The sequence below is a fragment of the Streptomyces sp. NPDC028991 genome (assembly GCF_055564775.1).
Window position 1 is genome coordinate 706,346 of sequence record NZ_JBVHVP010000001.1, and the last position, 21,893, is coordinate 728,238.

21 protein-coding genes and 1 tRNA gene are annotated in these 21,893 nt (G+C 72.9%); 11 read left to right on the forward strand and 11 right to left on the reverse strand.

Translation table 11 applies throughout. The features are described 5' to 3' along the window. The first annotated feature begins 27 nt into the window (after nt 1-27). The gene (locus tag ACZ4V1_RS03060; RefSeq protein ID WP_468328943.1) at nt 28-2,493 is read left to right on the forward strand and encodes a phosphoribosyltransferase; all 2,466 of its coding nucleotides are present in this window, start codon (nt 28-30) and stop codon (nt 2,491-2,493) included. Continuing rightward, the gene (locus ACZ4V1_RS03065) at nt 2,493-3,305 is read left to right on the forward strand and encodes an HAD family hydrolase (RefSeq protein ID WP_468328493.1); all 813 of its coding nucleotides are present in this window, start codon (nt 2,493-2,495) and stop codon (nt 3,303-3,305) included. Before ACZ4V1_RS03060 ends, ACZ4V1_RS03065 begins: the two co-directional genes overlap by 1 nt. On the opposite strand, the gene ACZ4V1_RS03070 is transcribed toward ACZ4V1_RS03065, so the two are convergent. Further along, complete coding sequence (locus ACZ4V1_RS03070; protein WP_468328494.1) at nt 3,223-4,053, reverse strand: DedA family protein; 831 nt, start codon at nt 4,051-4,053, stop codon at nt 3,223-3,225. The two genes, ACZ4V1_RS03065 and ACZ4V1_RS03070, sit on opposite strands and share 83 nt — an antisense overlap. Before the next feature lie 132 nt (nt 4,054-4,185). On the opposite strand from ACZ4V1_RS03070, the gene ACZ4V1_RS03075 reads away from it, so the two are divergent. Further along, entirely contained in the window at nt 4,186-5,328 is a 1,143-nt protein-coding gene (locus tag ACZ4V1_RS03075) for a sensor histidine kinase (RefSeq protein ID WP_468328495.1), read from the forward strand. Next, nucleotides 5,319-5,963, forward strand: a complete 645-nt coding sequence (locus tag ACZ4V1_RS03080) for a response regulator transcription factor (RefSeq protein WP_468328496.1) — start codon at nt 5,319-5,321, stop codon at nt 5,961-5,963. Before ACZ4V1_RS03075 ends, ACZ4V1_RS03080 begins: the two co-directional genes overlap by 10 nt. Nucleotides 5,964-6,086: 123 nt before the next feature. Here ACZ4V1_RS03080 and ACZ4V1_RS03085 read toward each other — a convergent pair whose 3' ends face one another. The 3 genes from ACZ4V1_RS03085 to ACZ4V1_RS03095 all read right to left on the reverse strand — a co-directional run bounded on the left by ACZ4V1_RS03085 (nt 6,087) and on the right by ACZ4V1_RS03095 (nt 8,642). After that, a complete protein-coding gene (locus tag ACZ4V1_RS03085; protein WP_164410144.1) occupies nt 6,087-6,305 on the reverse strand; it encodes an FmdB family zinc ribbon protein in 219 nt (72 codons plus the stop codon). 91 nt (nt 6,306-6,396) lie between these two features. Further along, complete coding sequence (locus ACZ4V1_RS03090) at nt 6,397-7,800, reverse strand: hypothetical protein (protein ID WP_468328499.1); 1,404 nt, start codon at nt 7,798-7,800, stop codon at nt 6,397-6,399. Between the two features lie 71 nt (nt 7,801-7,871). Next, entirely contained in the window at nt 7,872-8,642 is a 771-nt protein-coding gene (locus tag ACZ4V1_RS03095; protein ID WP_468328501.1) for a DUF4097 family beta strand repeat-containing protein, read from the reverse strand. 222 nt (nt 8,643-8,864) lie between these two features. Between ACZ4V1_RS03095 and ACZ4V1_RS03100 the strand changes: the two genes are divergently transcribed. Continuing rightward, nucleotides 8,865-8,939: transfer RNA gene (locus ACZ4V1_RS03100), tRNA-Val, on the forward strand. A gap of 199 nt (nt 8,940-9,138) precedes the next feature. Here ACZ4V1_RS03100 and ACZ4V1_RS03105 read toward each other — a convergent pair. Continuing rightward, complete coding sequence (locus ACZ4V1_RS03105; protein WP_468328503.1) at nt 9,139-9,495, reverse strand: hypothetical protein; 357 nt, start codon at nt 9,493-9,495, stop codon at nt 9,139-9,141. A 116-nt stretch (nt 9,496-9,611) separates the two neighbouring features. On the opposite strand from ACZ4V1_RS03105, the gene ACZ4V1_RS03110 reads away from it, so the two are divergent. Together ACZ4V1_RS03110 and ACZ4V1_RS03115 are read left to right on the forward strand one after the other, a co-directional pair. After that, the gene (locus ACZ4V1_RS03110) at nt 9,612-10,145 is read left to right on the forward strand and encodes a GNAT family N-acetyltransferase (protein ID WP_468328505.1); all 534 of its coding nucleotides are present in this window, start codon (nt 9,612-9,614) and stop codon (nt 10,143-10,145) included. A gap of 4 nt (nt 10,146-10,149) precedes the next feature. Next, nucleotides 10,150-10,377 (forward strand): DUF2277 domain-containing protein, encoded by a 228-nt coding sequence (locus ACZ4V1_RS03115; protein WP_468328507.1) that lies wholly within the window; start codon nt 10,150-10,152, stop codon nt 10,375-10,377. 391 nt (nt 10,378-10,768) lie between these two features. Here the strand turns inward: ACZ4V1_RS03115 and ACZ4V1_RS03120 are convergent, their stop codons facing one another. The 4 genes from ACZ4V1_RS03120 to ACZ4V1_RS03135 form a co-directional block, all read right to left on the reverse strand. Then, a complete protein-coding gene (locus ACZ4V1_RS03120) occupies nt 10,769-11,407 on the reverse strand; it encodes a DedA family protein (protein ID WP_468328509.1) in 639 nt (212 codons plus the stop codon). Nucleotides 11,408-11,663: 256 nt separating this feature from the next. Next, on the reverse strand, nt 11,664-12,119 hold the full coding sequence (locus ACZ4V1_RS03125; protein WP_468328511.1) for a DoxX family protein: 456 nt from the start codon (nt 12,117-12,119) through the stop codon (nt 11,664-11,666). A gap of 314 nt (nt 12,120-12,433) precedes the next feature. Further along, a complete protein-coding gene (locus ACZ4V1_RS03130) occupies nt 12,434-14,068 on the reverse strand; it encodes an alkaline phosphatase D family protein (RefSeq protein WP_468328513.1) in 1,635 nt (544 codons plus the stop codon). Between the two features lie 99 nt (nt 14,069-14,167). Further along, nucleotides 14,168-14,812 carry an HNH endonuclease family protein gene (locus ACZ4V1_RS03135; RefSeq protein ID WP_468328515.1) on the reverse strand — a complete coding sequence of 215 codons (645 nt, stop codon included), beginning with the start codon at nt 14,810-14,812 and terminating at the stop codon, nt 14,168-14,170. Between the two features lie 457 nt (nt 14,813-15,269). Here ACZ4V1_RS03135 and ACZ4V1_RS03140 point away from each other — a divergent pair, with 457 nt between their 5' ends. Together ACZ4V1_RS03140 and ACZ4V1_RS03145 are read left to right on the forward strand one after the other, a co-directional pair. Then, the gene (locus tag ACZ4V1_RS03140; RefSeq protein WP_468328517.1) at nt 15,270-15,851 is read left to right on the forward strand and encodes a TMEM165/GDT1 family protein; all 582 of its coding nucleotides are present in this window, start codon (nt 15,270-15,272) and stop codon (nt 15,849-15,851) included. 303 nt (nt 15,852-16,154) lie between these two features. Further along, nucleotides 16,155-16,820 (forward strand): HAD family hydrolase, encoded by a 666-nt coding sequence (locus tag ACZ4V1_RS03145; protein WP_468328519.1) that lies wholly within the window; start codon nt 16,155-16,157, stop codon nt 16,818-16,820. A 143-nt stretch (nt 16,821-16,963) separates the two neighbouring features. On the opposite strand, the gene ACZ4V1_RS03150 is transcribed toward ACZ4V1_RS03145, so the two are convergent. Beyond that, nucleotides 16,964-18,211 carry a peptidoglycan-binding domain-containing protein gene (locus tag ACZ4V1_RS03150; RefSeq protein WP_468328521.1) on the reverse strand — a complete coding sequence of 416 codons (1,248 nt, stop codon included), beginning with the start codon at nt 18,209-18,211 and terminating at the stop codon, nt 16,964-16,966. Between the two features lie 169 nt (nt 18,212-18,380). On the opposite strand from ACZ4V1_RS03150, the gene ACZ4V1_RS03155 reads away from it, so the two are divergent. Next, complete coding sequence (locus tag ACZ4V1_RS03155) at nt 18,381-20,483, forward strand: MDR family MFS transporter (RefSeq protein ID WP_468328523.1); 2,103 nt, start codon at nt 18,381-18,383, stop codon at nt 20,481-20,483. Nucleotides 20,484-20,555: 72 nt separating this feature from the next. On the opposite strand, the gene ACZ4V1_RS03160 is transcribed toward ACZ4V1_RS03155, so the two are convergent. Further along, on the reverse strand, nt 20,556-21,056 hold the full coding sequence (locus ACZ4V1_RS03160) for a GNAT family N-acetyltransferase (RefSeq protein WP_468328525.1): 501 nt from the start codon (nt 21,054-21,056) through the stop codon (nt 20,556-20,558). Nucleotides 21,057-21,221: 165 nt separating this feature from the next. On the opposite strand from ACZ4V1_RS03160, the gene ACZ4V1_RS03165 reads away from it, so the two are divergent. Next, nucleotides 21,222-21,893, forward strand: coding sequence for a hypothetical protein (locus tag ACZ4V1_RS03165; RefSeq protein WP_468328527.1), 672 nt, complete (start codon nt 21,222-21,224; stop codon nt 21,891-21,893).

Genomic DNA, 21,893 nt, shown 5'->3' on the forward strand with positions numbered 1-21,893 from the left:
GCGGTGGACCACGGGAGGCACGAGTACATGACCGAGAGGGCGCACGCCGAGGGGCACGCCGAAGTCTGGTCCGGCAGCTGGGTCGCCGAGCGGCTCGGCGTCGAACTCGCCGGTGACGACACGCTGACCGGCCTGCTGGGACTCGCCCTGCGCCGCAACCCCAAGCGGGCGCACCTGCTCGTCTCCAACGTGCTCGGCAAACACGTCCCGCAGTCGCCCTCCGTGGTGTACGGCCACGGCGTCGCCCTCGGCCGACGCGTCCGCGACCTGCTCGGCGCCGAAGCGGCCGAACGCGCGGTCGTCCTCGGCTACGCGGAGACCGCCACCGGCCTCGGCCACTCGGTCGCCGACGGCCTGGGCCCCGCCCCGTACCTGCACTCCACCCGCCGTCCGGTCAACGGCGTCCCCCGGGCGGGCGGCTTCGAGGAGTCCCACTCGCACGCGACCTCCCACCTGCTGCTGCCCGAGGACCCGGCGCTGCTGGCCGGCGACGGGCCGCTGGTCCTCGTCGACGACGAGTTCTCCACCGGCAACACGGTGCTCAACACCGTCCGCGCCCTGCACGAGCGCTACCCGCGCAAGCGGTACGTCGTGGTGGCCCTCGTCGACATGCGCTCGCCGGCCGACGCCGGCCGGCTGGACGAGTTCGCCCGGGAGATAGGCGCCCGCGTGGACCTGGTGACAGCGGCCTCGGGCACGGTCCGGCTGCCGGAGGGCGTACTGGAGAAGGGGCAGGAACTGGTCGCCCGGTACGAGACGCGTGCCGCCGAGCCGGACCCGGCCCACCCGTCCGGCTCCGTCGCACGCGTCGACCTGCGCTGGCCGGCAGGAGTACCGGACGGCGGACGTCACGGGTTCACGGCAGCCCAGCGGGACCGGCTGGAGGCGGCCCTGCCCGGCATGGCCCGGCGGATCGCCGAGGCGCTGCCCGCAGCTGCCCGCCGCGTGCTCGTCCTCGGCTTCGAGGAGCTCATGTACGCCCCGCTGCGGCTGGCCCACGCGCTGGAGCAGACCGCCGACGCCGACGTGCGCTACTCCACCACCACCCGCTCTCCCGTCCTCGCCGTCGACGACCCCGGCTACGCGATACGCACCCGCCTGGTGTTCCCCGCGCACGACGACCCGGCCGACGGCCCCGGCGAGCGCTACGCCTACAACGTCGCGGGCGCCGGCTTCGACGCCGTCGTCGCCGTCGTCGACTCGGCCGCCGACACCCCCGCGCTGCACGCGCCCGACGGACTGCCGGCCCGGCTCGCCGCCCACGTCCCGCACGTCCTGCTCGCGGTCGTCCCGTCGTACGCCCCGCAAGCCCCGCACGCCTCCGAAAGGCCCCCCATGCTGCCCGAGCCCCTGCGCGGCCCCGACTTCTCCTCGTACGCGCCCGACGAGGTCGGCTGGCTGCTCCAGGACCTGTCGGACGTGACGCTGGAGGCACCGACCGAGGAGCGCGAGGAGGCGATCCAGAGCGGCGGCGCGCACTACGCGGAGTCGCTGCCCGTGGAATACCAGCCCAGCGAGCAGTACCGGGAGCTTTTCCACGCGGCGCTGGAGACGTCCGCGACCCGGCTGGCCCGCGCCGTCGGGGCCGTCACCGAGATCGTGCTCGCGGAGCGTTCGCCACGCCCCGTCCTGGTCTCCCTCGCCCGCGCCGGCACCCCCGTCGGGATCCTGATGCGCCGCTGGGCGCAGTTCCGCCATGGTCTCGACCTCCCTCACTACGCCGTGTCGATCGTCCGGGGCCGCGGCATCGACGCCAACGCCCTGCGCTGGCTGGCCGACCGCCACGACCCCGCCGACGTCGTCTTCGTGGACGGCTGGACCGGCAAGGGCGCCATCACCCGCGAACTCGCCGCCGCCCTGCGCGACTTCGAGGTCTCCGACGGCGTCACCGGATTCGACCCGGAGATCGCCGTACTGGCCGATCCCGGCTCCTGCGTGCGCACCTACGGCACCCGTGACGACTTCCTCATCCCCTCCGCCTGCCTCAACTCCACCGTCTCCGGCCTGATATCCCGCACCGTGCTCCGCGCCGATCTGGTCGGCCCGAACGACTTCCACGGCGCGAAGTTCTACCGCGAACTCGCCGGCGCCGACCTGTCGCCGGACTTCCTCGACGCCGTCTCGGCCCGCTTCCCGGACGTCGCGGACACGGTCGACGCCCAGGCCAAGGAACTCCTCTCCGCCGACCGCACCCCCACCTGGGAGGGCTGGGCCGCCGTCGAGCGCATCAGCGAGGAGTACGGCATCCACGACGTGAACCTGATCAAGCCCGGCGTCGGCGAGACCACCCGCGTGATGCTGCGCCGCGTGCCGTGGAAGGTGCTGGCCCGGGCCGGCGCGGGCGCCGACCTCGACCACGTACGCCTGCTGGCCGAACAGCGGGGCGTACCCGTCGAGGAGGTCGCCGACCTGCCCTACACCTGTGTCGGACTGATCCACCCCAAGTACACGCGGGGCGCGACCGGCGCCGACGGCAAGGCGGTGGCGCTCTGATGCCGGTACTCGTCGCCAGCGACCTCGATCGCACGCTCATCTACTCGGCCGCCGCACTCGGGCTGACCATGCCCGACCTGCGGGCACCCCGGCTGCTGTGCGTGGAGGTCTACGAGAGCAAACCCCTCTCCTACATGACCGAGACGGCGGCCCAGCTGCTGACCGACCTCGGTGACACGGCGGTCTTCGTGCCGACCACGACCCGGACCCGCAAGCAATACCAGCGCATCAACCTCCCCGGGCCCCCGTCGAAGTACGCGATCTGCGCCAACGGCGGTCACCTGCTCGTGGACGGCGTCTCCGATCCCGACTGGCACGCGCGGGTGACCGCACGGCTGACCGACGAGTGCGCCTCGCTGTCCGAGGTCCGCGACCACCTGATGAACACCGCCGACCCGCTGTGGGTGCGCAAGCACCGGGTCGCCGAGGATCTCTTCGCCTACCTCGTCGTCGAGCGTGAACTCCTGCCCGAGGACTGGGTGAAGGAACTCGCGGTGTGGGCCGAGAACCGCGGCTGGACCGTTTCCCTCCAGGGCCGGAAGCTCTACGCCGTTCCCAAGCCGCTCACCAAGAGCGCCGCGGTCCACGAGGTCGCCCGCCGTACCGGCGCCGAGCTCACCCTCGCCGCCGGCGACTCCCTCCTCGACGCGGATCTGCTGCTCGCCGCCGACCGGGGATGGCGCCCCGGCCACGGAGAGCTGGCCGACTCCGGCTGGACGGCTCCCGCGATCAGCGCCTTGCCCGAGCGCGGCGTGCTGGCCGGTGAGCGGATCCTGCGGGAGTTCCTGCGCGAGTCGAGCCCGGCTCGCTGACCCCGCCCTCCGGGACCCCGGCACCGCCCCCGGTGCCGGGACGGTCGCCGTCATCGGCCGGCGGCCGTATCGCCTGCCCGCGATCGCTGCCGCGGACCCGCCTGCGGTGGCCCGCCCCCGGCCGCAACAGGCGCATGCCGATGAAGACCAGCAACGCCAGCGCGGCGATCGCGAGGATCACCTTCGAGTACGTGGAGGCGATGCCCGACACCTCGGACCAGTTGTCCCCCAGCGCGTAGCCCGCGAGGACGAACACCGTGTTCCAGATCGCGCTGCCCAGCGTGGTCAGGGCGAGGAAGACGGGCAGTCGCATCCGCTCCACACCCGCCGGCACGGAGATCAGGCTGCGGAAGATCGGGATCATCCGGCCGAAGAACACCGCCTTGGTCCCGTGCTTCAGGAACCAGGCCTCCGTCTTCTCTATGTCGGACACCTTCACCAGCGGCAGCTTCCCCGCTATCGCCACCGTGCGGTCGCGGCCGAGCAGAGCACCCACCCCGTACAGGGCGAGCGCGCCGATCACCGAACCCGCCGTCGTCCACAGCAGGACGGCGATCACGTTCATCCGGCCGGAACTCGCCGCGAACCCGGCGAGCGGCAGGATCACCTCGCTCGGCAGGGGAGGGAAGAGGTTCTCCAGAGCGATGGCGAGGCCGGCGCCCGGTGCGCCGAGCGCGTCCATGAGGTCGTTGATCCACTGCGGTGCCGCACCGCTGTCCGCGGCCGACTGCGCTGCGATGGCTGTCATGACGACCACGCTAGAAAATCGCAGCTGAAGGGACCCTGAGGAAGACCGCAGGATCGCCTGCGGTCTACCGCAGGCGGGAATTGCGGTTTTCCGCAGTGTGCGCCGTCGTCGCGCCCGGCTAGCCTCGCGATCATGCGAAATACGGCGCGACGCGTAGCACGGTGCGGGGTGGGCCTCATCATGGGTACCGCCGCGGCCGCCGTCGAGCTGCTCTTCGCCCTGTCGGCCGGTGTGGCACTGCTGCCGGTGGCGGCGTGGCCGACCGGCCGACGTGCCGTACTGCGCCCGGTCCTCGCCGGCGCGCGGATACTGACGCGGGGGGAACGGGCGCGGCTGGCGATGTGGCTGGACCTCCGTGTCACGCCCGCGTACGAGGACGTGCGTGCGCTGCGGTACGTGGCCTGCCACTGGGCCCTGGGCGCCCTGGGCGGGGTGGTGATGCTGACCGCCGCGATCGGCATCGGGTACGGCACCTTCGGGATATACGGCTGGCTCCTGCTGGACGGCATACGCAACCCCGGTTCGTTCGTCCTCGGCAGTCTCGGCGGCTTCTTCCTCGTGTTCCTCGCCGTGCAGGGAATATTCGGTGTGGTCGGACTGGAGGGGCAGCTCGCGCGTCACTTCCTCGGCCCCCGCCACCAGGAGGAGCTGGAGCGGCGGATCGCGGAGCTGTCCGCCAGCCGCGCCGCCGTCGTCGACGCGGTGAACGACGAACGGCGCCGCATCGAGCGTGACCTGCACGACGGCGTGCAGCAGCGTCTCGTCGCCCTCGGCATGCTGCTCGGCCGTGCCCGTCGCAACCAGGACGCCGATCGCCGGGACCGGCTGCTGGGCCAGGCCCACGACGAGAGCCGCCGGGCTCTGGACGAGCTGCGCGAGGTGGCCTGGCGGATCTATCCGACCACGCTGGACGAGGCGGGGCTGCGCGCGGCGCTGGAGACGGTCGCCGAGCGGGCGTCCGTGCCGGTGGGGGTGGAGTACGACCTGGCCGAGGAGCCCGGGCAGGCCGTGGCGACCGTCGCGTACTTCGTCGTCTGCGAGGCGGTCACGAACGCGGTCAAGCACGCGGCGCCGACTCGCATAAGGGTCGCCGTCAGAGCGGAGGAGGAACGGATGTACGTGAGCGTCCAGGACGACGGCTGCGGCGGGGCGAACGCCGCCGGCAGCGGACTGTTCGGGCTGGCCCGACGCGTCGCCGCCCTCGACGGCAGCCTCAGGGTGGTCAGTCCGCCGGGGGGACCCACCCTCGTGGCCGCGGAGCTGCCATGCGGGTGATCCTCGCCGAGGACTCGACTTTGCTGCGGGAGGGGCTGGTGAGGCTGCTGACGGAGGAGGACCACGAGGTGCTCGCGGCCGTCGGCAATGCCGAGCTGCTGCTGAAAGCGGTCGCCGAGGATCCGCCGGACGTGGTCGTCGCCGATGTCAGGATGCCGCCCACGCACACGGACGAGGGCCTGCGCGCGGCCCTGGAGATACGCGAGCGCTGGCCGGCGGTCGGGGTGCTGGTGCTCTCGCAGTACGTCGAGAAGCGGTACGCGACGGAACTGCTGACCGGTGAGACGGAAGGGGTGGGTTATCTGCTCAAGGACCGGGTGGTCCAGATCGACGAGTTCCTGGACGCGCTGGAGCGGGTGGCCGCCGGACGGGCCGCCTTCGATCCGGAGGTCGTCCGTCAGCTGCTCTGCCGCACGACCCACACCGACCTGCTCGCCCGGCTCACCGTACGGGAGCGGGACGTGCTGGCCGAGATGGCGCAGGGACACACCAACGCGGCGATCGCGCGGCGGCTGCACATCTCGCAGAGCGCGGTGGAGAAGCACGCCAACGCCATCTTCGACAAGCTGGAACTGACCGGGGGTGAGGGCTATTCACGCAGGGTGCTGGCGGTGTTGCGCTACCTGGGGAGCTGAAGGAAGCCGACCGGGGCCGGGAGTCCCGGCGCATCGGCACCGGGTCGTGCGTCCCGGACGCGGCGGTGCGTCCTGTCTCGGGTCGTGCGTTCCGTACGGGGCGTGCGTTCCGGCCCGGCAAGGTCAGCCGCAGCAGCCCCCGCCGCAGCAGCCGCCTCCGCCACCCGATGAGGGCGCCGGGGCGGATGCGGAGGCCGAGCCGCCGACCGCGACCGTCGACAGCAGTTTCACGGTGTCGTCGTGGCCCGCCGGGCAGGCGGCGGGAGCGGAGGACTCGGCCATGGGACGGCTGAGTTCGAAGGTGTCGCCGCAGCTCCGGCAGCGGTACTCGTAGCGAGGCATGCGCACAGGTTAACCGGCCCAGCCAGGCAGCAGGCCTCCGTCGGGGAACCGGTCGGATCGGACGCCACGGCCACCGGCAGCCGCCGGGCGGTCAGTGACCGGCCCCGCGCTCCTCACGGATCCGGGTGACCACGCCGGCCACCGTCCGCCGGACCGCTTCGGTCTCCGTCAGGAAGTGCCAGTAGTCGGGGTGGCGGCCCTCCAGTGTGGTGATCGCCCGTTCCAGCCGGGCCACGGCGTCGTCCAGCGGGCGCGCGTGCTGCGGGTCGGGGGTGTGGCGGCCCGCCATGGCCAGGCGCTGGGCGTCACGGATCGCGAAGCGGGTGCGCTCGATCTCCTGCTGGGGGTCCTTCTGCACGGCGTTCAACTGCCGCAGCCGGTCGCCGGCGGCCGAGACGGCCTCGTCGGTCGAGTTCAGCAGTGCCCGCACCGTCGACAGCAGGGCGGTGGCGTCGGGCCAGCGCTGTTCGTCGCGGGCGGTCTGGGCCTCGGCCAGTTTCCGCTCGGCCTGCCGGACCGACTCCGCGGCCTGGTCCGGCACCTGCTGGAGGTCCTGCCAGCAGGCGGAGGTGAATCGCCGCCGCAGCTCGCTCAGCACCGGTTCGACCTGTTCGGTGCGGGTGGTGAGGGCCTGGGCGCGGGTGCGCAGGGAGACCAGCCGGTGGCCGATCTCGGCAGCGCGTTCGGGCAGCCGCTCGGCCTCGGCGCGGACCGACTCGGCCTCTCGGGTGACCCGCTCGGCCCGTTCGAGGGTCTGGGGCACGCCGTGCTGGCCCGCGCCCTGGTTCAGCCGGGTCAGCTCCGGGCCGAGGGCGGCGAGCCGGGCGGCGAGGTCGTCCGCCCGCAGCCCGGCTCCCCGCGCGGCGTCCAGGGCGTTGGAGGCGGCGAGCAGGGCCTGCCGGGCCCGTTCGACGGTGGGCGCCAGCCGGGCCAGCTGGGTCTCGGCCTTGCCGAGCAGGGGTCCGAGGCCGTCGGCGAAGCGGTCCAGTTCCTGCTTGACCCGGCTCAGCTCGTTCTTGGCGGCGGTCAGTTCGCCGCGGGCATGAGAGGCGGCCGACGCCTCCAGGTCGTCCCGGTCCAGGTCGTGGGCGTCGACGGCGCTGATGTACTGGTGGCTGACCTCGTCGATGCGCCGGCCGAGCGCCTCGAAGTCGGCGACCGCGCGCCGGGCGGCGGGGGAGGCGTCGACGGCCGCGATCGTCTCTATCGAGATCCGCAGATCCCGTTGGGCGGTGTCCAGTTCGTAGAAGGCGGCCGCCGCGTCGTCCTTGGCGGTCTGTGCCTCCGCCCGCTGGCTCTCGGCCCGCCCGCCGAACCAGCGCCGGGTGCCGCCCCCGGCGAACGCCGCGGGCAACGCGAGCACGGCGAGGATCGGCAGGCCCAGGAGGGTGAGCGTGTCACCGACCGGCCCGGGGCCACGGCGGCGGGAGCGGCCCGGCAGGCGCTGCGCGCGCGCCACCATCGGCGAGTACGGCTGCGATGGTGTCGCCGTCACATCCCTCTCCCGTGTCGTCCGTCCTGCCCGGGTTCATTCTCCCACCCGTAAGGGACGAACACACGGGCCGGTCAGTTCGCGGTTCGGACCGTGACTTTGCCGTCCTGGGTCCGCGCGTTCACGACGTGGGAGCTGGCGTCGTCCCGGGGCACGGAGACGTCGACCGATCCGTCGTCGCTCTCGGCGGACACCTTGTACGTCTCCCGGGGCAGGGCGACGCTCACGGAGCCGTCGTCGCTGCGGGCCTCCACCAGGTCCGGAACGGTACCGAGGTCGAGGTCGACCGAGCCGTCCTCGGTGGACGCCTTCACCCGGCGCGACGACACCTCCGCGCGCAGCGACCCGTCGTCGCTGTGGAGTTCCAGCGGCCCGGTGGAGTCGCCGACGCGGACGGACCCGTCCGCCGTGCGGATCTCCAGCGCATCCCGGAACCCCCGCGCTCGCACGCTGCCGTCGTCGGTCCTCACCTTGACGGCGACGCCACGCGGCACCTCCACGCGGTGCTTGGTGGCGCAGTCGGCGACCACGCCGGAGCAGTCCGTCCGCAGCTTCAGCCGGTCGCCGTCCATGCTCCAGCTCACCTCCGGGTCGGAGCCGAGGACGACGGAGCCCTGGAACCACCGGGTCACCTCGACCTTGCCGGAGGGATTGCCGTCCGCGGCGACTATCTCCAGTCCGGAGTCGTCGGCGTCGATGGTCAGGGTCTCGCCCTGGAAAGCGAAGGTCCGGTGGTCGGGGTCCTTGTCGTCCCCGGCGGAGGAACAGGCGCCGAGTCCCGCCACGAGAACGGCGACGGCGCCGACGGCGGCGAACGTGCGAGCGGAAACGGTGCGGGCGGCCATGGCGATCTCCCCCTGGGACGGGCTGCGAGGTGCCGCGCCAGGCACTTCCCGAGCGGGAGAGGCCCTTGTCGGCGAGGCTCTTAGACCGTACGGAGCACGGGCCCGCGCCTCGATCCGGGCCACTACCGGATCGGGGGTGGGGTTAACCCCCGGCCGAGTCGGCACCGCCGTCAACACGTTGCCGGGCAGCGCCCCGGGCCATGTAGGCTGTCCACTCGTCCTGGGTGCGTAGCTCAGGGGTAGAGCGCCTGCCTTACAAGCAGGATGTCGGCGGTTCGAAACCGTCCGCGCCCACCAGGACCGGCGCCGTTGTCGTCGGTGCGAAGGCCTCCGGAGATTCTTCCGGGGGCCTTTCGCGTGCGTGCGCGGACCGCGCGGCCGGGGTACGACTGCGGCCGGCCGCCGGGCAGGCAGCCACGGGCACCGCCCGGCGGGGCAATGCCCTGGCCGCCTGCCGCCTGCCGCCTGCCGCCTGGGCCTGGGCCTGGGCCTGCCGTCAGGCGTCGCCGGGTGGGTTCGTCCGGTCGGGGTCCTCGTGAGCGCGTTTCAGCTCGGAGCGGGCGTTCACCTGGTCGGGGCCGGTGATTTCCGACCAGTAGCGATGGGTGCTGACGAACACGGCGAGTTCACGCTCGCGCCGCCGCAGCTTCTCCACCTCGGCCTGCTCGTCCGCCGACCAGCCGGGGGAGGCCGGGCGCTCGACCTTGCGCCAGCCGTTGTCATCGCTGAATCCGTCGAGGGGTTCGACGGACCAGGGAAGCCTTTTCAGCAGGGCCGACAGCTCGGCCCGGACCTGATGCAGTTCCTCCTGACCGGCGAGGAGATCACTGGGAAAATCATAGGTCGTAGCCACACGCCAATGATACGCCTGTTCGATTTTGAGGCGCGCGTTCCCTTCGGTGGTTCACGCGAAAGGGTGGCCGTCGCCGCCGGGACCGACTGTCAGACCCCTGCCCTACCGTGAAGAGCATGGACGGCGTGGACGAGCGGGCCGGAGAAGGCGGGGAGCGGGTGTGCCTGGTCCCCTGGGCGGAGGCGGACCTGTGGCTGCTGCACAGGACCAACAGCCCAGAGATGACCGCGCACCTGGGCGGTCCGGAGACCGACGAGCAGCTCGCGGCCCGGAATCGGCGGTACGCGGAGCTGCGGTCGGGGCGGATGTACCGGGTCGTCCTGACGGACGGCGCAGCCACCGTCGGCTCGATCGGGTACTGGCGGCGGACCTGGCAGGGTGCGGAGGTCTGGGAGACCGGGTGGGCGGTGCTGCCGGAGTTCCAGGGGCGGCGGCTGGCCGTGCGGGCGGCCCGTGCCGTGCGGGAGGCGGCCCGGGCCGACGGGACGCACCGCTGGCTGCACGCCTTCCCGAGCGTCGACCACGCCGCCTCCAACGCGGTCTGCCGCGGGGCCGGGTTCACCCTGCTCGGGCAGGCCGACTTCGAGTATCCGAAGGGCCACTGGATCAGATCGAACGACTGGCGGGTGGACCTGGAAAGAGGAGACTGACGTCATGTGCCGCAGCATCAAGACACTGCGTCCGCCCGTGCTGGCCGAGTTGGCCACCGAGGACGAGATCAGGGCCGCCGCCCTGCAGTACGTGCGCAAGGTATCCGGGTTCCGTGCGCCGGCCGCGCACAACCGTGAGGTCTTCGAGCAGGCCGTGGAGGCCGTCGCGGGAGCCACGGCCGAACTGCTGGCCGGCCTCGAGGTAAGGGGAGGGACGCGGCGGGCGTCGTGACACCGCTACCGTGACGTGACGCCACCGTGGCGTGACGCCACCGTGAGGTGACGCCTGGATGCCCGTGACGCCCCGTGACGCCCGACGCTGTGACATCCGTGATGCCAGTGACCCTCGTGAAGCTTCGTGACGTCAGTGACCCCGTGGAGCTTCGTGACGCCAGTGACCCCGTGAAGCTCCGTGACGCCAGTGACCCCCGTGACCCCGTGAAGCTCCGTGACTCAGTGACCCCCGTGACCCCGTGAAGCCCCGTGGTCCTGACCGCGCAGGCCGTGACCGTGCACGTACCGCCGCGCGACGTTCCGCGCCCGCGCCTACCTGAACCCGAAGCAGCCCCGCCTGCGACGAAGCCCGCGTGTGCCGGCGCCTTCGGCCGGTCTGCGGCTCCGTGTCACGAGGACTCCGTCGCCCGGGGCTGGCGGCGCATCAGGTACGCGGCCCCCGCCCCGGCGCCGAACAGCGCCGCCAGCGACACCCCTGCCGCCAGCCAGGTCCCGCCCAGCCACTGGCCGCCGAAGTAGCCGAGGGAGACGCTGTAGGCCGCCCAGGCGAGTCCGGCGAGGGCCGACCAGGGCAGGAACTCGCGGATCCGGCGGTGGGCGGCGCCGGCCACGAGCGAGACGACCGAGCGGCCGGCGGGGGCGAAGCGGGCCAGTACGACGAGGGCGCCGCCGCCTCGGGCGAGGGCCCCGCCGAGACGTTCCTGCGCCGTGGTCAGCCGGCGGGAGCGGGCGATCGCACGGTCCAGGCGCGGCCCGCCGCGCCATGCGAGGCGGTAGACCGCGAGGTCACCGAGGACCGAGGCGGTCGCCGCGCACAGCGTCAGGACCAGGATGTCGGGGACGTCGTTCGGAACCCGCCCGGCGGCCGCCGCGCCCGAGCCCGCGGCCGCCGCCGTGGCCGCCGCGATCACCAGGACACCGCTCGGCAGCACCGGCAGGAAGATGTCGAGGGCCACCGAGACGGCCACCAGCGCATAGATCCATGGGCTGCTGACCAGCGAACCGATACTCCCGAAACTCTCGACCACCACAACTCCCCGTTACTCCCCCGTGGGCCGGGCCATGCCGCGAGACGCGGGGACGGCAGGAGCGGCCGATGACAGCCATCCAGCGTACGCCCGGGGTGTGACACACGGTTCACAGGGGCCTCGTGCGTTCCACACGGAGCGTTCACCCGGGAGTGGGCGTTCACGCCCGCGAGTGTCGCGGTGGGAAGTGGCAGCGGTGCTCCTGTGCAGGAGCAGCGGCGCCCCCCCGTTCGGGAAGGCACCGCTCCGGTTGGGATCAGGCCGCGACCGGGGTCTGCTGCTCCGCGGCGGCCTTCTCCCGCTCGGACGTGCGCCGGGTGAAGAACCGGTCCAGGCCGAAGGCGCCGGAGCCGGTGAAGGCGAGCAGCAGGAAGGCCCAGCAGAACATGGCGGAGGCCTCGCCGCCGTTCTCCATCGGCCACAGGGCGCCCGGCTGGTGCACCTTGAAGTAGGCGTAGGCCATGGAGCCCGAGGAGATGACCGCGGCGGCGCGGGTGCCGAGGCCGAGCATGACGAGGCCGCCGCCGACCAACTGGATCACGGCCGCGTACCAGCCCGGCCAGGTGCCGGTCTCGACCGTGCCGCCGCTCCCCGTCGTGCCGCCGAGGACGCCGAACAGGGAGGCGGCGCCATGGCAGGCGAAGAGCAGGCCGACGACTATGCGGAACAGGCCGATGGCGTAGGGCTGGGCGCTGTCGAGGCGTCCGGACATGTGGGGGTGCTCCTTCGGTCGGGTCGGCCCGTCGGGGCCGGTGGGGGACGAAACCGAGTGGGGCCGCCTACGTTAGGTGAGCCTAATGAGTACTTGCAAGTTCAACATCTGGCCATGGATTCGCGTGTGGTCACGCCTCCGTCTCGGCCGCCGCCGCAGGTGGGAGCGCTCCCACTCTGGCGGCGGAGCCTGTCGGCATGACTCGATTCACACCCGGACCCGCCCCGCCTCGTACCGCCCTGCCCCGTACCGCCCTACCCCGTACCGCCCGACCTCGCCCCGTCCCGCCCCTCGTCCCGCCCCCCCGTCCCTGCCTACGCCAGCTTCCGGTCCGTGACCTCCCGCAGGATGGTCGTTCCGTCGCGCTCCGTCCGCGCCTGCTCCAGACGCAGCCGGGCAGATCGCCCCCGCAGGGTCAGCGTCATGAGCTGGTTGCCGAACCAGGGCCCACCGGTCTTGCGCCAGCCGACCGCCGGCGGCGCACAGCGTCCGTGCCGGGCGATACGCCGCCCGAGGGCCCGCGCCGGGGCACTCCAGCCGAAGCGGAAGCCGAGGCGGATGGAGAGCGGCACGGAGTTGTGGACGGGCGAGCAGGTCAGCTGGGCCACCACGGAGTCGGGCGCGCGGCCCGGCCAGGACGGCTCGGCCACGTAGGCATGGTGGACGTCGCCCGACAGCACGCTCACCGTCGCGGGCGCCCCGGGCCCCGTACCGGCCTCGGCGATCAGGTCAGCGAGGGAGTCGAAGGAGGCCGGGAAGGCCGACCAGTGCTCCAGGTCGGCCCCGCGCCTGATCCGCTCCCCGGTCCGTGCCCAGCGCGCGCCCCGTTCGCCGACGCACATCGCGGCGCTCCACGCCTCCACGTCGTGCACGAGGTGGGGCAGCAGCCAGGGCAGGGAGGTGCCGATCAGCAGGTGGTCGTAGGCATCCCGGTCTTCGAGGACCTGCTCGCGCAGCCACGCGGCCTCGACCGGGTCGAGCATCGTGCGGTGCTCCTCCTCCAGGACGCGGGCCGCGCGGGAGTCGACCATGACCAGCCGTACGCGGCCGAAGTCGCGCCGGTAGCTCCAGCGGACGGTGGCCGGGTCGGCGTCGGCCCGCGCGGCGAAGTCGCGGAGCACGTCGGTGCCGTCGGGGGTGTCGCGTACGGCCGCGTAGAGGGGGTCGGCGGCCAGCTCGTCCGGGGAGAGGTTGCCCAGGTGCTGGTACACCCAGTAGGACATCAGCCCGCTCAGCAGCCGCTCGCGCCACCAGTCCGTGGCCCGCATGTCGGCGAGCCAGGCGGCGGAGGTGTTCCAGTCGTCGATGACGTCGTGGTCGTCGAAGATCATGCAGCTGGGCACGGTGGACAGCAGCCAGCGGACCTGGGGGTCGCTCCACGACTCGTCGTAGAGGTGGGTGTACTCCTCGTAGTCCGCGATCTGGTCGCCCGGGGGCTCGGCCAGCTCGCGGCGGCCGGCGATCCAGCGGCGCGTGGCGTCGGAGATCTCGTCGGCGTACACCTGGTCGCCGAGCAGGAGCAGCACGTCGGGCCGGGCGCCCTCCGGGTCCGCCGCGATGCGGGTGGCGAGGGTGTCCAGCGCGTCCGGGCCGACCGGGTCCTTCTCGCCGGCCGGCGGCGAGGCCCAGCGGCAGGAGCCGAAGGCGATCCGCGTGTCCTCGTCCGCCGGTGACGTGGCGATCACCGAGGGCGGGAAGCGCGAGTCGGGCGGCGGCCACACCCGTGCGCCGTCGAGGAGGACCTCGTACTCCGTCGCCGTGCCGGGTGTCAGGCCGCTCACCGTCACCAGGGCGTAGTGGTGGCCCGCGATCTGGAAGGTGCGGGTCGTGCCCCGGGCGCCGTCGGCGCAGCGCACCTCGGCGGTGCAGGGCCGGTTCGTCTCGACCCAGACGGTCGCGCTCGAGCCGTCGGTGTATCTCAACAGTGGTCCCAGGCGCAGTCCGGCCATGGTGATCCCCTCCTCCGTCGCCCCGTACGGTACGGAACGACGGAGACCGGCGGGGAGGTTCCGCGCCGGACGCGCGGTGACCGGGCCGCGGGCGGGGTGTCAGCAGTTCGCGAGGTGGTTCTGCAGCGCCGACTTCTCGGCGGAGTCGACCGAGAGGTCGTAGTAGTACTTCACCTGTACCCAGGCGCGGACGTACGTGCAGCGGTAGGCGCTGCGCGAGGGCATCCAGGTGGCCGGGTCCTGGTCGCCCTTGGACTGGTTGACGTTGTCGGTGACCGCGAGGAGCTGGGGGCGGGTGAGGTCGTTGGCGAAGGCCTGGCGCCGGGAGGTGCTCCAGGAGCCGGCGCCGGAGTCCCATGCCTCGGCGAGCGGGATGAGGTGGTCGATGTCGACGTCGGAGGCGGCGGACCAGGTGGCGCCGTCGTAGGGGGAGTACCAGCTGCCCCTGGTGGCGGCGCAGGAGGAGTCCGTGACGACGCCCGAGCCGTCGCGCTTGAGGACGGTCTCGCGGGTGTTGCAGGTGCCGGACTGCGTGATCCAGTGCGGGAAGAGGTCGCGGTCGTAGCCGGTGCGGTTCTCGGTCCTCACCGTGAGGGAGGCGAGGTAGGAGCGGGCGGTGGCGGCGCTGACCGGGGTGGGGAGGGCGGCGGAGGCGGCCGGGCCGTTGAGGAGCCCGGCGGAGGCTATGAGTCCGGTGAACGCGGCGATGAAACCGAGCCGTCGACGCGCGTAGAACTTCGGCATGCGAACTCCCTTGGATTGTGGGGGCGTTGGGACGCGGGCAGGGGAATGCTCGCGACGCCGCATGGCGCACAGGTGTGCGGTCGGTAAGAAGTTAGTGACGTGCGCATGACGCGTCTACAAGCGCGACGGGACTTTCGGTCACGGGGCGCGTGGGACTTTCGCCTCCCGGGCCCTCGGGCCGCGTGGGACTTCCGCCTCTCGGTGCCGTCCGAGGGTTCGCGTACTATGGACGGCGCAGAAGGGGAGTAGCTCTTCGCCGGACCGTCGACATACTGCTCAGCTCGTCTGAGCCGGCGCCCGGAGGCAGGCCTCGTACACGGGGCCGGCCAGCGAGACCTTCGGCAAGCAGTGCACGCCCGTGCCGTACGGCGGGGGCGACCGTGTGCTGCCGTGCCGAGGTGTCCGCAGCGCAGGACCAGCACTCTCGGCGGGGCGGCCCCGACCGATAGAGGATCCCTTGATCAGCCTGACCGTGACGGCAGTCGTCTTCGGCGTCGTCTTCCTCGCCGAACTGCCGGACAAGACCGCGCTCGCCGGCCTCGTCCTCGGCACCCGCTACCGGGCCTCGTACGTCTTCGCCGGCGTGGCGGCCGCCTTCGCGCTGCACGTCGTGCTCGCGGTCGCGGCCGGCAGCGTGCTGACCCTGCTGCCGCAGCAGATCGTGCACGCGCTGACCGGTGTGCTGTTCCTGGGCGGCGCCGCCGTGCTGCTCATGAAGAAGGACGACGGGGACGAGGAGATCCGCAAGCCGGAGGACCAGTCCTTCTGGAAGGTCTCCGGGGCGGGCTTCATGCTCATTCTGGTCGCCGAGTTCGGCGACCTCACGCAGATCATGACCGCGAACCTCGCCGCCCGCTACGACGACCCGCTCTCCGTCGGCCTCGGCGCGGTGCTCGCCCTGTGGGCGGTGGCCGGGCTCGGCATCGTCGGCGGAAAGGCCCTGATGAAGCGGGTGCCGCTGGCGCTGATCACGAAGGTCGCGGCGCTGCTCATGCTGGGCCTCGGGGTGTGGAGCCTCTGGGAGGCGATCGCCGGCTGAGTGCCGGCCGCGCGGGTCCCGGCGTGGCGCGGGCCGCGGTGCCGTGCGGATCCAGGCGTGGCGCGGATCCCGGCGTGGCGCGGGTCGCGGTGCCGTGCGCATCCAGGTGCGGCGCGGATCCCGGTGCTGTGCGTACCCGGAGCCGGTGCCGTGCGAAGCGAACGGTTCGTGAACGTTCGGGCGGGGCGGTGGCGCGATGCCCGTCGCGTTTTGTACCGTGGGTGAACAAAGTGGCTCCCGCCCGTTTTCCCTGACCGGCGGGCGGGGCCGCCTTGTTTCCTCCCCGCGCCTTGGAGTCTGCCGATGACGGCCACCGCCACCACCGTTCTCACCGCCCGTGCCCTGCTGCTGGACATGGACGGCACCCTCGTCAACTCGGACGCCGCGGTCGAGCGCGTCTGGCGGCGCTGGGCCGACCGGCACGGCCTGGACGGGGACGAGGTCATGAAGGTCGTCCACGGACGGCAGGGCTACGCCTCGATGGCGCTGCTGCTGCCGGACCGGCCCATGGAGCAGAACCACGCCGACAACGCCCGCATGCTCGCCGAGGAGACCGCCGACACCGAGGGTGTCGTCGCGATTCCCGGGGCGCCGGAGTTCCTCGCCTCGCTGTACGGAGTGCCGCACGCCCTGGTGACCTCGGCCGACGTGCCCCTGTCCACCGCGCGGATGGCCGCCGCCGGGCTCGCCCAGCCGGACGTCCGGATCACCGCCGAGTCGGTCGGCGCCAGCAAGCCCGACCCCGAGGGCTTCCTCAAGGGCGCCGCCGAGCTGGGCATCGCCCCCGGCGACTGCATCGCCTTCGAGGACTCCGGCGCCGGCATCACGGCCGCCCGCGCGGCGGGAATGCAGGTCGTGGGCGTGGGCCCGCGGGCTGCCGCCCACGGGCCCGACGTGGTCGTGGAGGACCTGACGCGGGTACGTGTGGAGGCCGGGGCGGGCGGAACGCTGCGGCTGCGCATCGGCTGATCGACTGACGGCGGGCGGGGAACGGGGCGATGCCGTGACGCCCTGGCGGGCGCGTCCGTGAACGCCGTCTGCGGCTCGCGCCACTGCGGCTCGCGTGTCTGCCGTCGGTGCGTCTGCGGCTCGTGCGTCTGCGGCTCCTCTGTTTACGGCTCGCGCGTCTCCGACTCCAGTCGGTGTCGGGTGTCCTGCCCGTAGACGCCGAGTTCGTCGTCGCGGATGCCGCGGGCCCACTGATAGGTGCGGACCGATTCCTCGACCTGGCGGTTGTAGTTGCCGTTGATGTCGCCGGTGTAGAGATACAGCTGGGTCAGACGCTGCTGGAGCTCGACGACCTCGGGTCCCCGGTCGCCGCGGTGCAGGGTGGTGCCTCCGTCGGGGGCGCGGTCGTCGTCCTCGGACTCCTGCGTGGGGTCGTCGGGCGGCGTGGTCGTCGCGCTCTGTGTCGGCTCCGCCGACCGGGTCGGCGTGGGCGAGGCGCTCGACGCCGACGGGGACGGCGAGGGCGACGGGCCGGCGCTGGGGGACGCGGAGGCGGACGGGGACGGCGACGCGGAGGTCGCGGGGGTCGACGGCGCGCTCGGCTCGGGTGGCGCGGAGGCCTCGCTGGTCGACGGGTCCGGCACACTCGCCCGTACCTCGTCGGGCAGCGCCCCGTCCCGTGAGGGCGTCTCGTAGGAGAACAAGCCGCTCGCGTACCCGGCCGCGCCCACCACGACCACGACCGCCCCCGCGGCACTCAGCAGCACGCTCCGGCGCCGTTTGCGCGGCGGACGCCCACCGGCACCGTCCGCACCGGACTCCACGGAAGCGGAAGCGGAAGCGGAGGGGGCGCCGGGCGTGGTGGCCGAGGTCTCGAACAGGCGCAGGTCGTGCGCGCTGGGCGCGTCGGCCGAGGGTGCCAGGGGGGTGGGCAGCGTGGCGGTCGCCTCCATGGCCGCGCCGGGCGGCTCGGCGCCGACGGCGCGCAGCGTCATGGTGGCGTCAGGATCTGCCCCGGACCCGGACCCGGACCCGGACGCGGGCGTGGACGTGGACCCGGCCCCGGGGATGGCAGGCGCGGGTGGGGGCGCCGGTGTCCCGGGCGTGGGTGCGGGCGTGGTGGGCATGGGCGCCGTCCCGGCGGGGGGTGCCGGGGGCGTCGGCGGTGTGAGCGGCGACGGGGGCTCCCCGGCGCCGCCGTCCAGCTCGACGTACGGCCGTATCCGCAACGGGTCGAAGTCCTCCGCCGCTGCCGCCTGGGCCGTACGCGCGTCGCGCAGGGCGTCGGACGCCCGTGACCCGCAGGCGCAGGAGGGGGTGTTGTCCGCCTCCCTGGGCGTGCCGCACTCCGGGCACGAGTGTTCCGCGGCCCGCTCCCGCGGGTGCTGCGGTGGCTCTTTGTGCTGTTCCACGCGTTCGTCCCTCCCCTCGCGACTCCCCTCGCGAACTCCAGAGATTATGCAGATCTTCTCCACACTCCCGCGCGTACGCCCCCGGAATGCGGGCTTCCCAAAGGACTGAACCGCCCATAACTGGTCACACCGACCTGGATGGAAGGCGAGACGTCCGTGGGAGGTCTTCATGGCGGGAGATGCACGCGCAGCGACGGATCCGGCACGGCCCCCGGGGCAGGGGCAGGGGCAGGGGCAGGAAGAGGGAGAGGGGGAGGGGCAGGCGCAGGCGCAGGAGCAGGTCTCCAGCGGCGTTCTCGTCTCGATCGGAGCCCTGCTCCTCGGCATGCTGCTCGCCGCCCTCGACCAGACCATCGTGTCCACGGCGCTGCCCACCATCGTCAGCGACCTGGGCGGCCTGGAGCACCTGTCCTGGGTGGTCACCGCGTACCTGCTGGCCGCGACCGCCGCCACCCCGCTGTGGGGCAAGCTCGGCGACCAGTACGGGCGCAAGAAGCTGTTCCAGACGGCGATCGTGATCTTCCTGGTCGGCTCAGCGCTGTGCGGCGTGGCGCAGAGCATGTCCGAGCTGATCGCCTTCCGCGCCCTCCAGGGGCTGGGCGGCGGCGGGCTGATGGTGCTGTCGATGGCGATCGTCGGTGACCTGGTCCCGCCCCGTGAACGCGGCCGATACCAGGGCCTGTTCGGCGCGGTCTTCGGCGCGACCAGCGTGCTCGGACCGCTGCTCGGCGGGGTCTTCACCGAGCATCTGAGCTGGCGCTGGGTCTTCTACATCAACCTGCCCGTGGGCATCGTCGCGCTCGTCGTGATCGCGGCGGTCCTGCACATCCCGCGCCGCTCCACCCGGCACGTCATCGACTACCTCGGCACCCTCCTCATCGCCTCCGTCGCCACCTGCCTGGTGCTGGTGGCCTCGCTGGGCGGCACGACCTGGGCCTGGGGTTCGCCGCAGATCATCGGTCTGGCGGTACTGGGCGTCGTCCTGGCCGCTCTCTTCGTGGCCGTGGAGCGCAGGGCCGCCGAGCCCGTCCTCCCCCTCAAGCTCTTCCGCGTCCGCACCTTCACGCTCTCCGCCGTCATCAGCTTCGTCGTCGGCTTCGCGATGTTCGGCGCGATGACCTACCTGCCGACGTTCCTCCAGGTCGTCCGGGGTGTCAGCCCGACCATGTCCGGTGTGCACATGCTGCCGATGGTGTTCGGCCTGCTGCTGTCCTCGACCGTCTCCGGGCAGATCGTCAGCCGCACCGGCCGCTGGAAGGTGTTCCCCGTCGCGGGCACCGCCGTCACGACCATCGGCCTGCTCCTGCTGCACCAGCTCGACGAGAACAGCGCGACCGCCGAGATGAGCGCCTACTTCTTCGTCTTCGGGCTGGGCCTCGGGCTGGTGATGCAGGTTCTCGTCCTCATCGTGCAGAACGCCGTGGCGTACGAGGACCTGGGTGTCGCCACCTCCGGCGCGACCTTCTTCCGCTCCATCGGCGCGTCCTTCGGCGTCGCCGTCTTCGGCACGGTTTTCGCGGGCCGCCTCGGCGACAAGCTCGCGGACGCCTTCCGGGGCGCCGAACTCCCGCCCGGCGTCTCCGTGGACACCCTGAAGGCCGACCCGCGCGGCATCGGCGCCCTGCCGCCCGCACTGCGTCCGGACGCCCTGCACGCCTACGCCTCCGCCATCACCGACGTCTTCCTCTTCGCGGCCCCGGTCGCCCTCCTCGGGTTCGTGCTGGCCTGGTTCCTGAAGGAGGACCGGCTGCGCGGCTCGGTCAGGGCACCGGACGGCACACAGACCCTGGCCAGCAACCCGGTGGAGCGGTCCTCGCACGACGAGGTGTGCCGTGCGCTGTCGGTGCTCGGCACCCGCGAGGGGCGCCGGGAGGTCTACCGGAGGATCACCGCCCGGGCGGGTTACGACCTGCTGCCCGCGTCGAGCTGGGTGCTGCTGCGGGTCAGGAAGTACGGCCGGGTCGAACCCGCCCTGCTCGCCGAGCGCAGCCCCGTCCCGCTGGCCGCCGTCATGGCCGCCGCCCGCGAGGTGGAGGAACGGCACCTCGCCGTTCGCGAGGGCCCCGACCTGGTCCTCACCGACCGGGGCCGTGAGGCCGCCGAGCGGCTGGCGCGGGCCCGCGAGGACTCCCTGGCCGAGCTGCTCGGCGACTGGTGGGGCCCGGGCCGTCCGACCGACCTGACGCAGCTCGTGAAGGAGCTCACCGGCGAGCTGTGCGGCTCGGAGCGGGAGCGCCCGCACGACGAGCGCACACCGGCGCGAGCCCACTGAGCCCGGCCATCCCGGCCGGCACCAAGCCACCACCTCGATCAGGCCCGGCCGCCACCCGGATCAGGCCCCCGGTCAGACAGCCAGCGGAAGCGGTTTCACGAACCAGTGTTCGGCGTACGGGTCCTCCTTGTAGGCCTCGGTCTCCGTGTAGCCGAGCCGGGCGTACAGGGCGCGGGCCTCGACGAGGTCGCCGCGCGTGTCGAGGACCATCCGCGAGGCGCCGAGCGCCCGTGCCGCGTCCTCGGCCGCCCGTACGAGCAGCGCGGCGCCACCCCGGCCGCGCATCCCCCGGTACAGGAACACCCGGGTCAGCTCGGCGTTGCCGTCGTCCAGCAGCCGCACGCCCGCCGTGCCGGCCGGTTCACCGCCGTACCGCGCGACCAGCAACCGCCCCCGGGGTGGCACGAGGTCGGCGCCGGAGTGTGCGGCGATCTCCCGCTCCAGCTCGGCGGGGTCGGTGGGCCGCCCCGCGTGCAGCAGGTAGTAGCGGTCGCTGACCTCCGTGTAGTACGCGCGCCAGAGGGCGGCGGCGACGGGGGAGTCGTACGGTTCCGGGGCGATGGTCCAGGTCATGAGCGGCATTGTCGGGACGGGACCGGCCCCGTACGCAAGCGTATTTTCGCACCGATGTGCCGTCCGCGCGCGCCGTGCGCCGTTTGAGGAGGGACTCCGGGGCAACCCGAACGGCGAACCGGCCCGCTCGGAGAGCCGGTAGGGCCGAGAACCCGGAAGGCACTCATGTCCACAGGCGTGATCATCGCTTTGATCGTGATCGTGGCGGCCGTGCTCGCTGTCGCGGCCGTACTGGCCCTGCGCGCGCGGGGCCCCCAGCACGGCGGAAGCCTGAAGCGGCGCTTCGGGCCCGAATACGACCGGGCCGTGGCCCGGCACGACGGTGACACCAAGGCCGCCGAGCGCGAACTCGCCGAGCGCGTGGAACGGCACGGGTCGCTGCACGAGAGGCCGCTGGACCCGGCCGAGCGCGAGCGTTTCGAGGCGCGCTGGACCGCCGCCCAGGAGCGTTTCGTCGACTCCCCGCGCGAGGCGGTCGGCGAGGCGGACCGGCTGCTCGCGGAGGTGGCCGGTGCCCGGGGCTTCCCGGACGGCGGACAGTACGAGGAGCAGCTCGCGGCGCTGTCCGTGCACCACGCCCACCACGTCGACGGCTACCGGCGCGTGCACCGCGTGACGCACGCGCGCGTCGACGGGGCCCAGGACAGCGGCGCGGGTACGGAGGAGATGCGCGAGGCCATGGTCGGCGCCCGCGCGCTGTTCGAGGACCTGGTACGGCCCGGCCGCCACGACGCGGGCCGGCACCGCGTCGGAGCGGACGGCGACGGTCCCGCGCCCGCGTCCGCCCGCCCCCGCCACTCCTGGTCGCTCAGCAAGCGCCAGCCGAAGGAGAGTTGA

Coding starts and splice junctions, on each gene's coding strand:
- ACZ4V1_RS03065 (WP_468328493.1), top strand. CDS start 2,493: ATGCCGGTACTCGTCGCCAGCGACCTCGATCGCACGCTCATCTACTCG.
- ACZ4V1_RS03110 (WP_468328505.1), top strand. CDS start 9,612: ATGGACGGCGTGGACGAGCGGGCCGGAGAAGGCGGGGAGCGGGTGTGC.
- ACZ4V1_RS03085 (WP_164410144.1), bottom strand. CDS start 6,305: ATGCCTCGCTACGAGTACCGCTGCCGGAGCTGCGGCGACACCTTCGAA.
- ACZ4V1_RS03060 (WP_468328943.1), top strand. CDS start 28: ATGACCGAGAGGGCGCACGCCGAGGGGCACGCCGAAGTCTGGTCCGGC.
- ACZ4V1_RS03135 (WP_468328515.1), bottom strand. CDS start 14,812: ATGCCGAAGTTCTACGCGCGTCGACGGCTCGGTTTCATCGCCGCGTTC.
- ACZ4V1_RS03075 (WP_468328495.1), top strand. CDS start 4,186: ATGCGAAATACGGCGCGACGCGTAGCACGGTGCGGGGTGGGCCTCATC.
- ACZ4V1_RS03165 (WP_468328527.1), top strand. CDS start 21,222: ATGTCCACAGGCGTGATCATCGCTTTGATCGTGATCGTGGCGGCCGTG.
- ACZ4V1_RS03130 (WP_468328513.1), bottom strand. CDS start 14,068: ATGGCCGGACTGCGCCTGGGACCACTGTTGAGATACACCGACGGCTCG.
- ACZ4V1_RS03070 (WP_468328494.1), bottom strand. CDS start 4,053: ATGACAGCCATCGCAGCGCAGTCGGCCGCGGACAGCGGTGCGGCACCG.
- ACZ4V1_RS03095 (WP_468328501.1), bottom strand. CDS start 8,642: ATGGCCGCCCGCACCGTTTCCGCTCGCACGTTCGCCGCCGTCGGCGCC.
- ACZ4V1_RS03080 (WP_468328496.1), top strand. CDS start 5,319: ATGCGGGTGATCCTCGCCGAGGACTCGACTTTGCTGCGGGAGGGGCTG.
- ACZ4V1_RS03155 (WP_468328523.1), top strand. CDS start 18,381: ATGGCGGGAGATGCACGCGCAGCGACGGATCCGGCACGGCCCCCGGGG.
- ACZ4V1_RS03115 (WP_468328507.1), top strand. CDS start 10,150: ATGTGCCGCAGCATCAAGACACTGCGTCCGCCCGTGCTGGCCGAGTTG.
- ACZ4V1_RS03145 (WP_468328519.1), top strand. CDS start 16,155: ATGACGGCCACCGCCACCACCGTTCTCACCGCCCGTGCCCTGCTGCTG.
- ACZ4V1_RS03125 (WP_468328511.1), bottom strand. CDS start 12,119: ATGTCCGGACGCCTCGACAGCGCCCAGCCCTACGCCATCGGCCTGTTC.
- ACZ4V1_RS03160 (WP_468328525.1), bottom strand. CDS start 21,056: ATGACCTGGACCATCGCCCCGGAACCGTACGACTCCCCCGTCGCCGCC.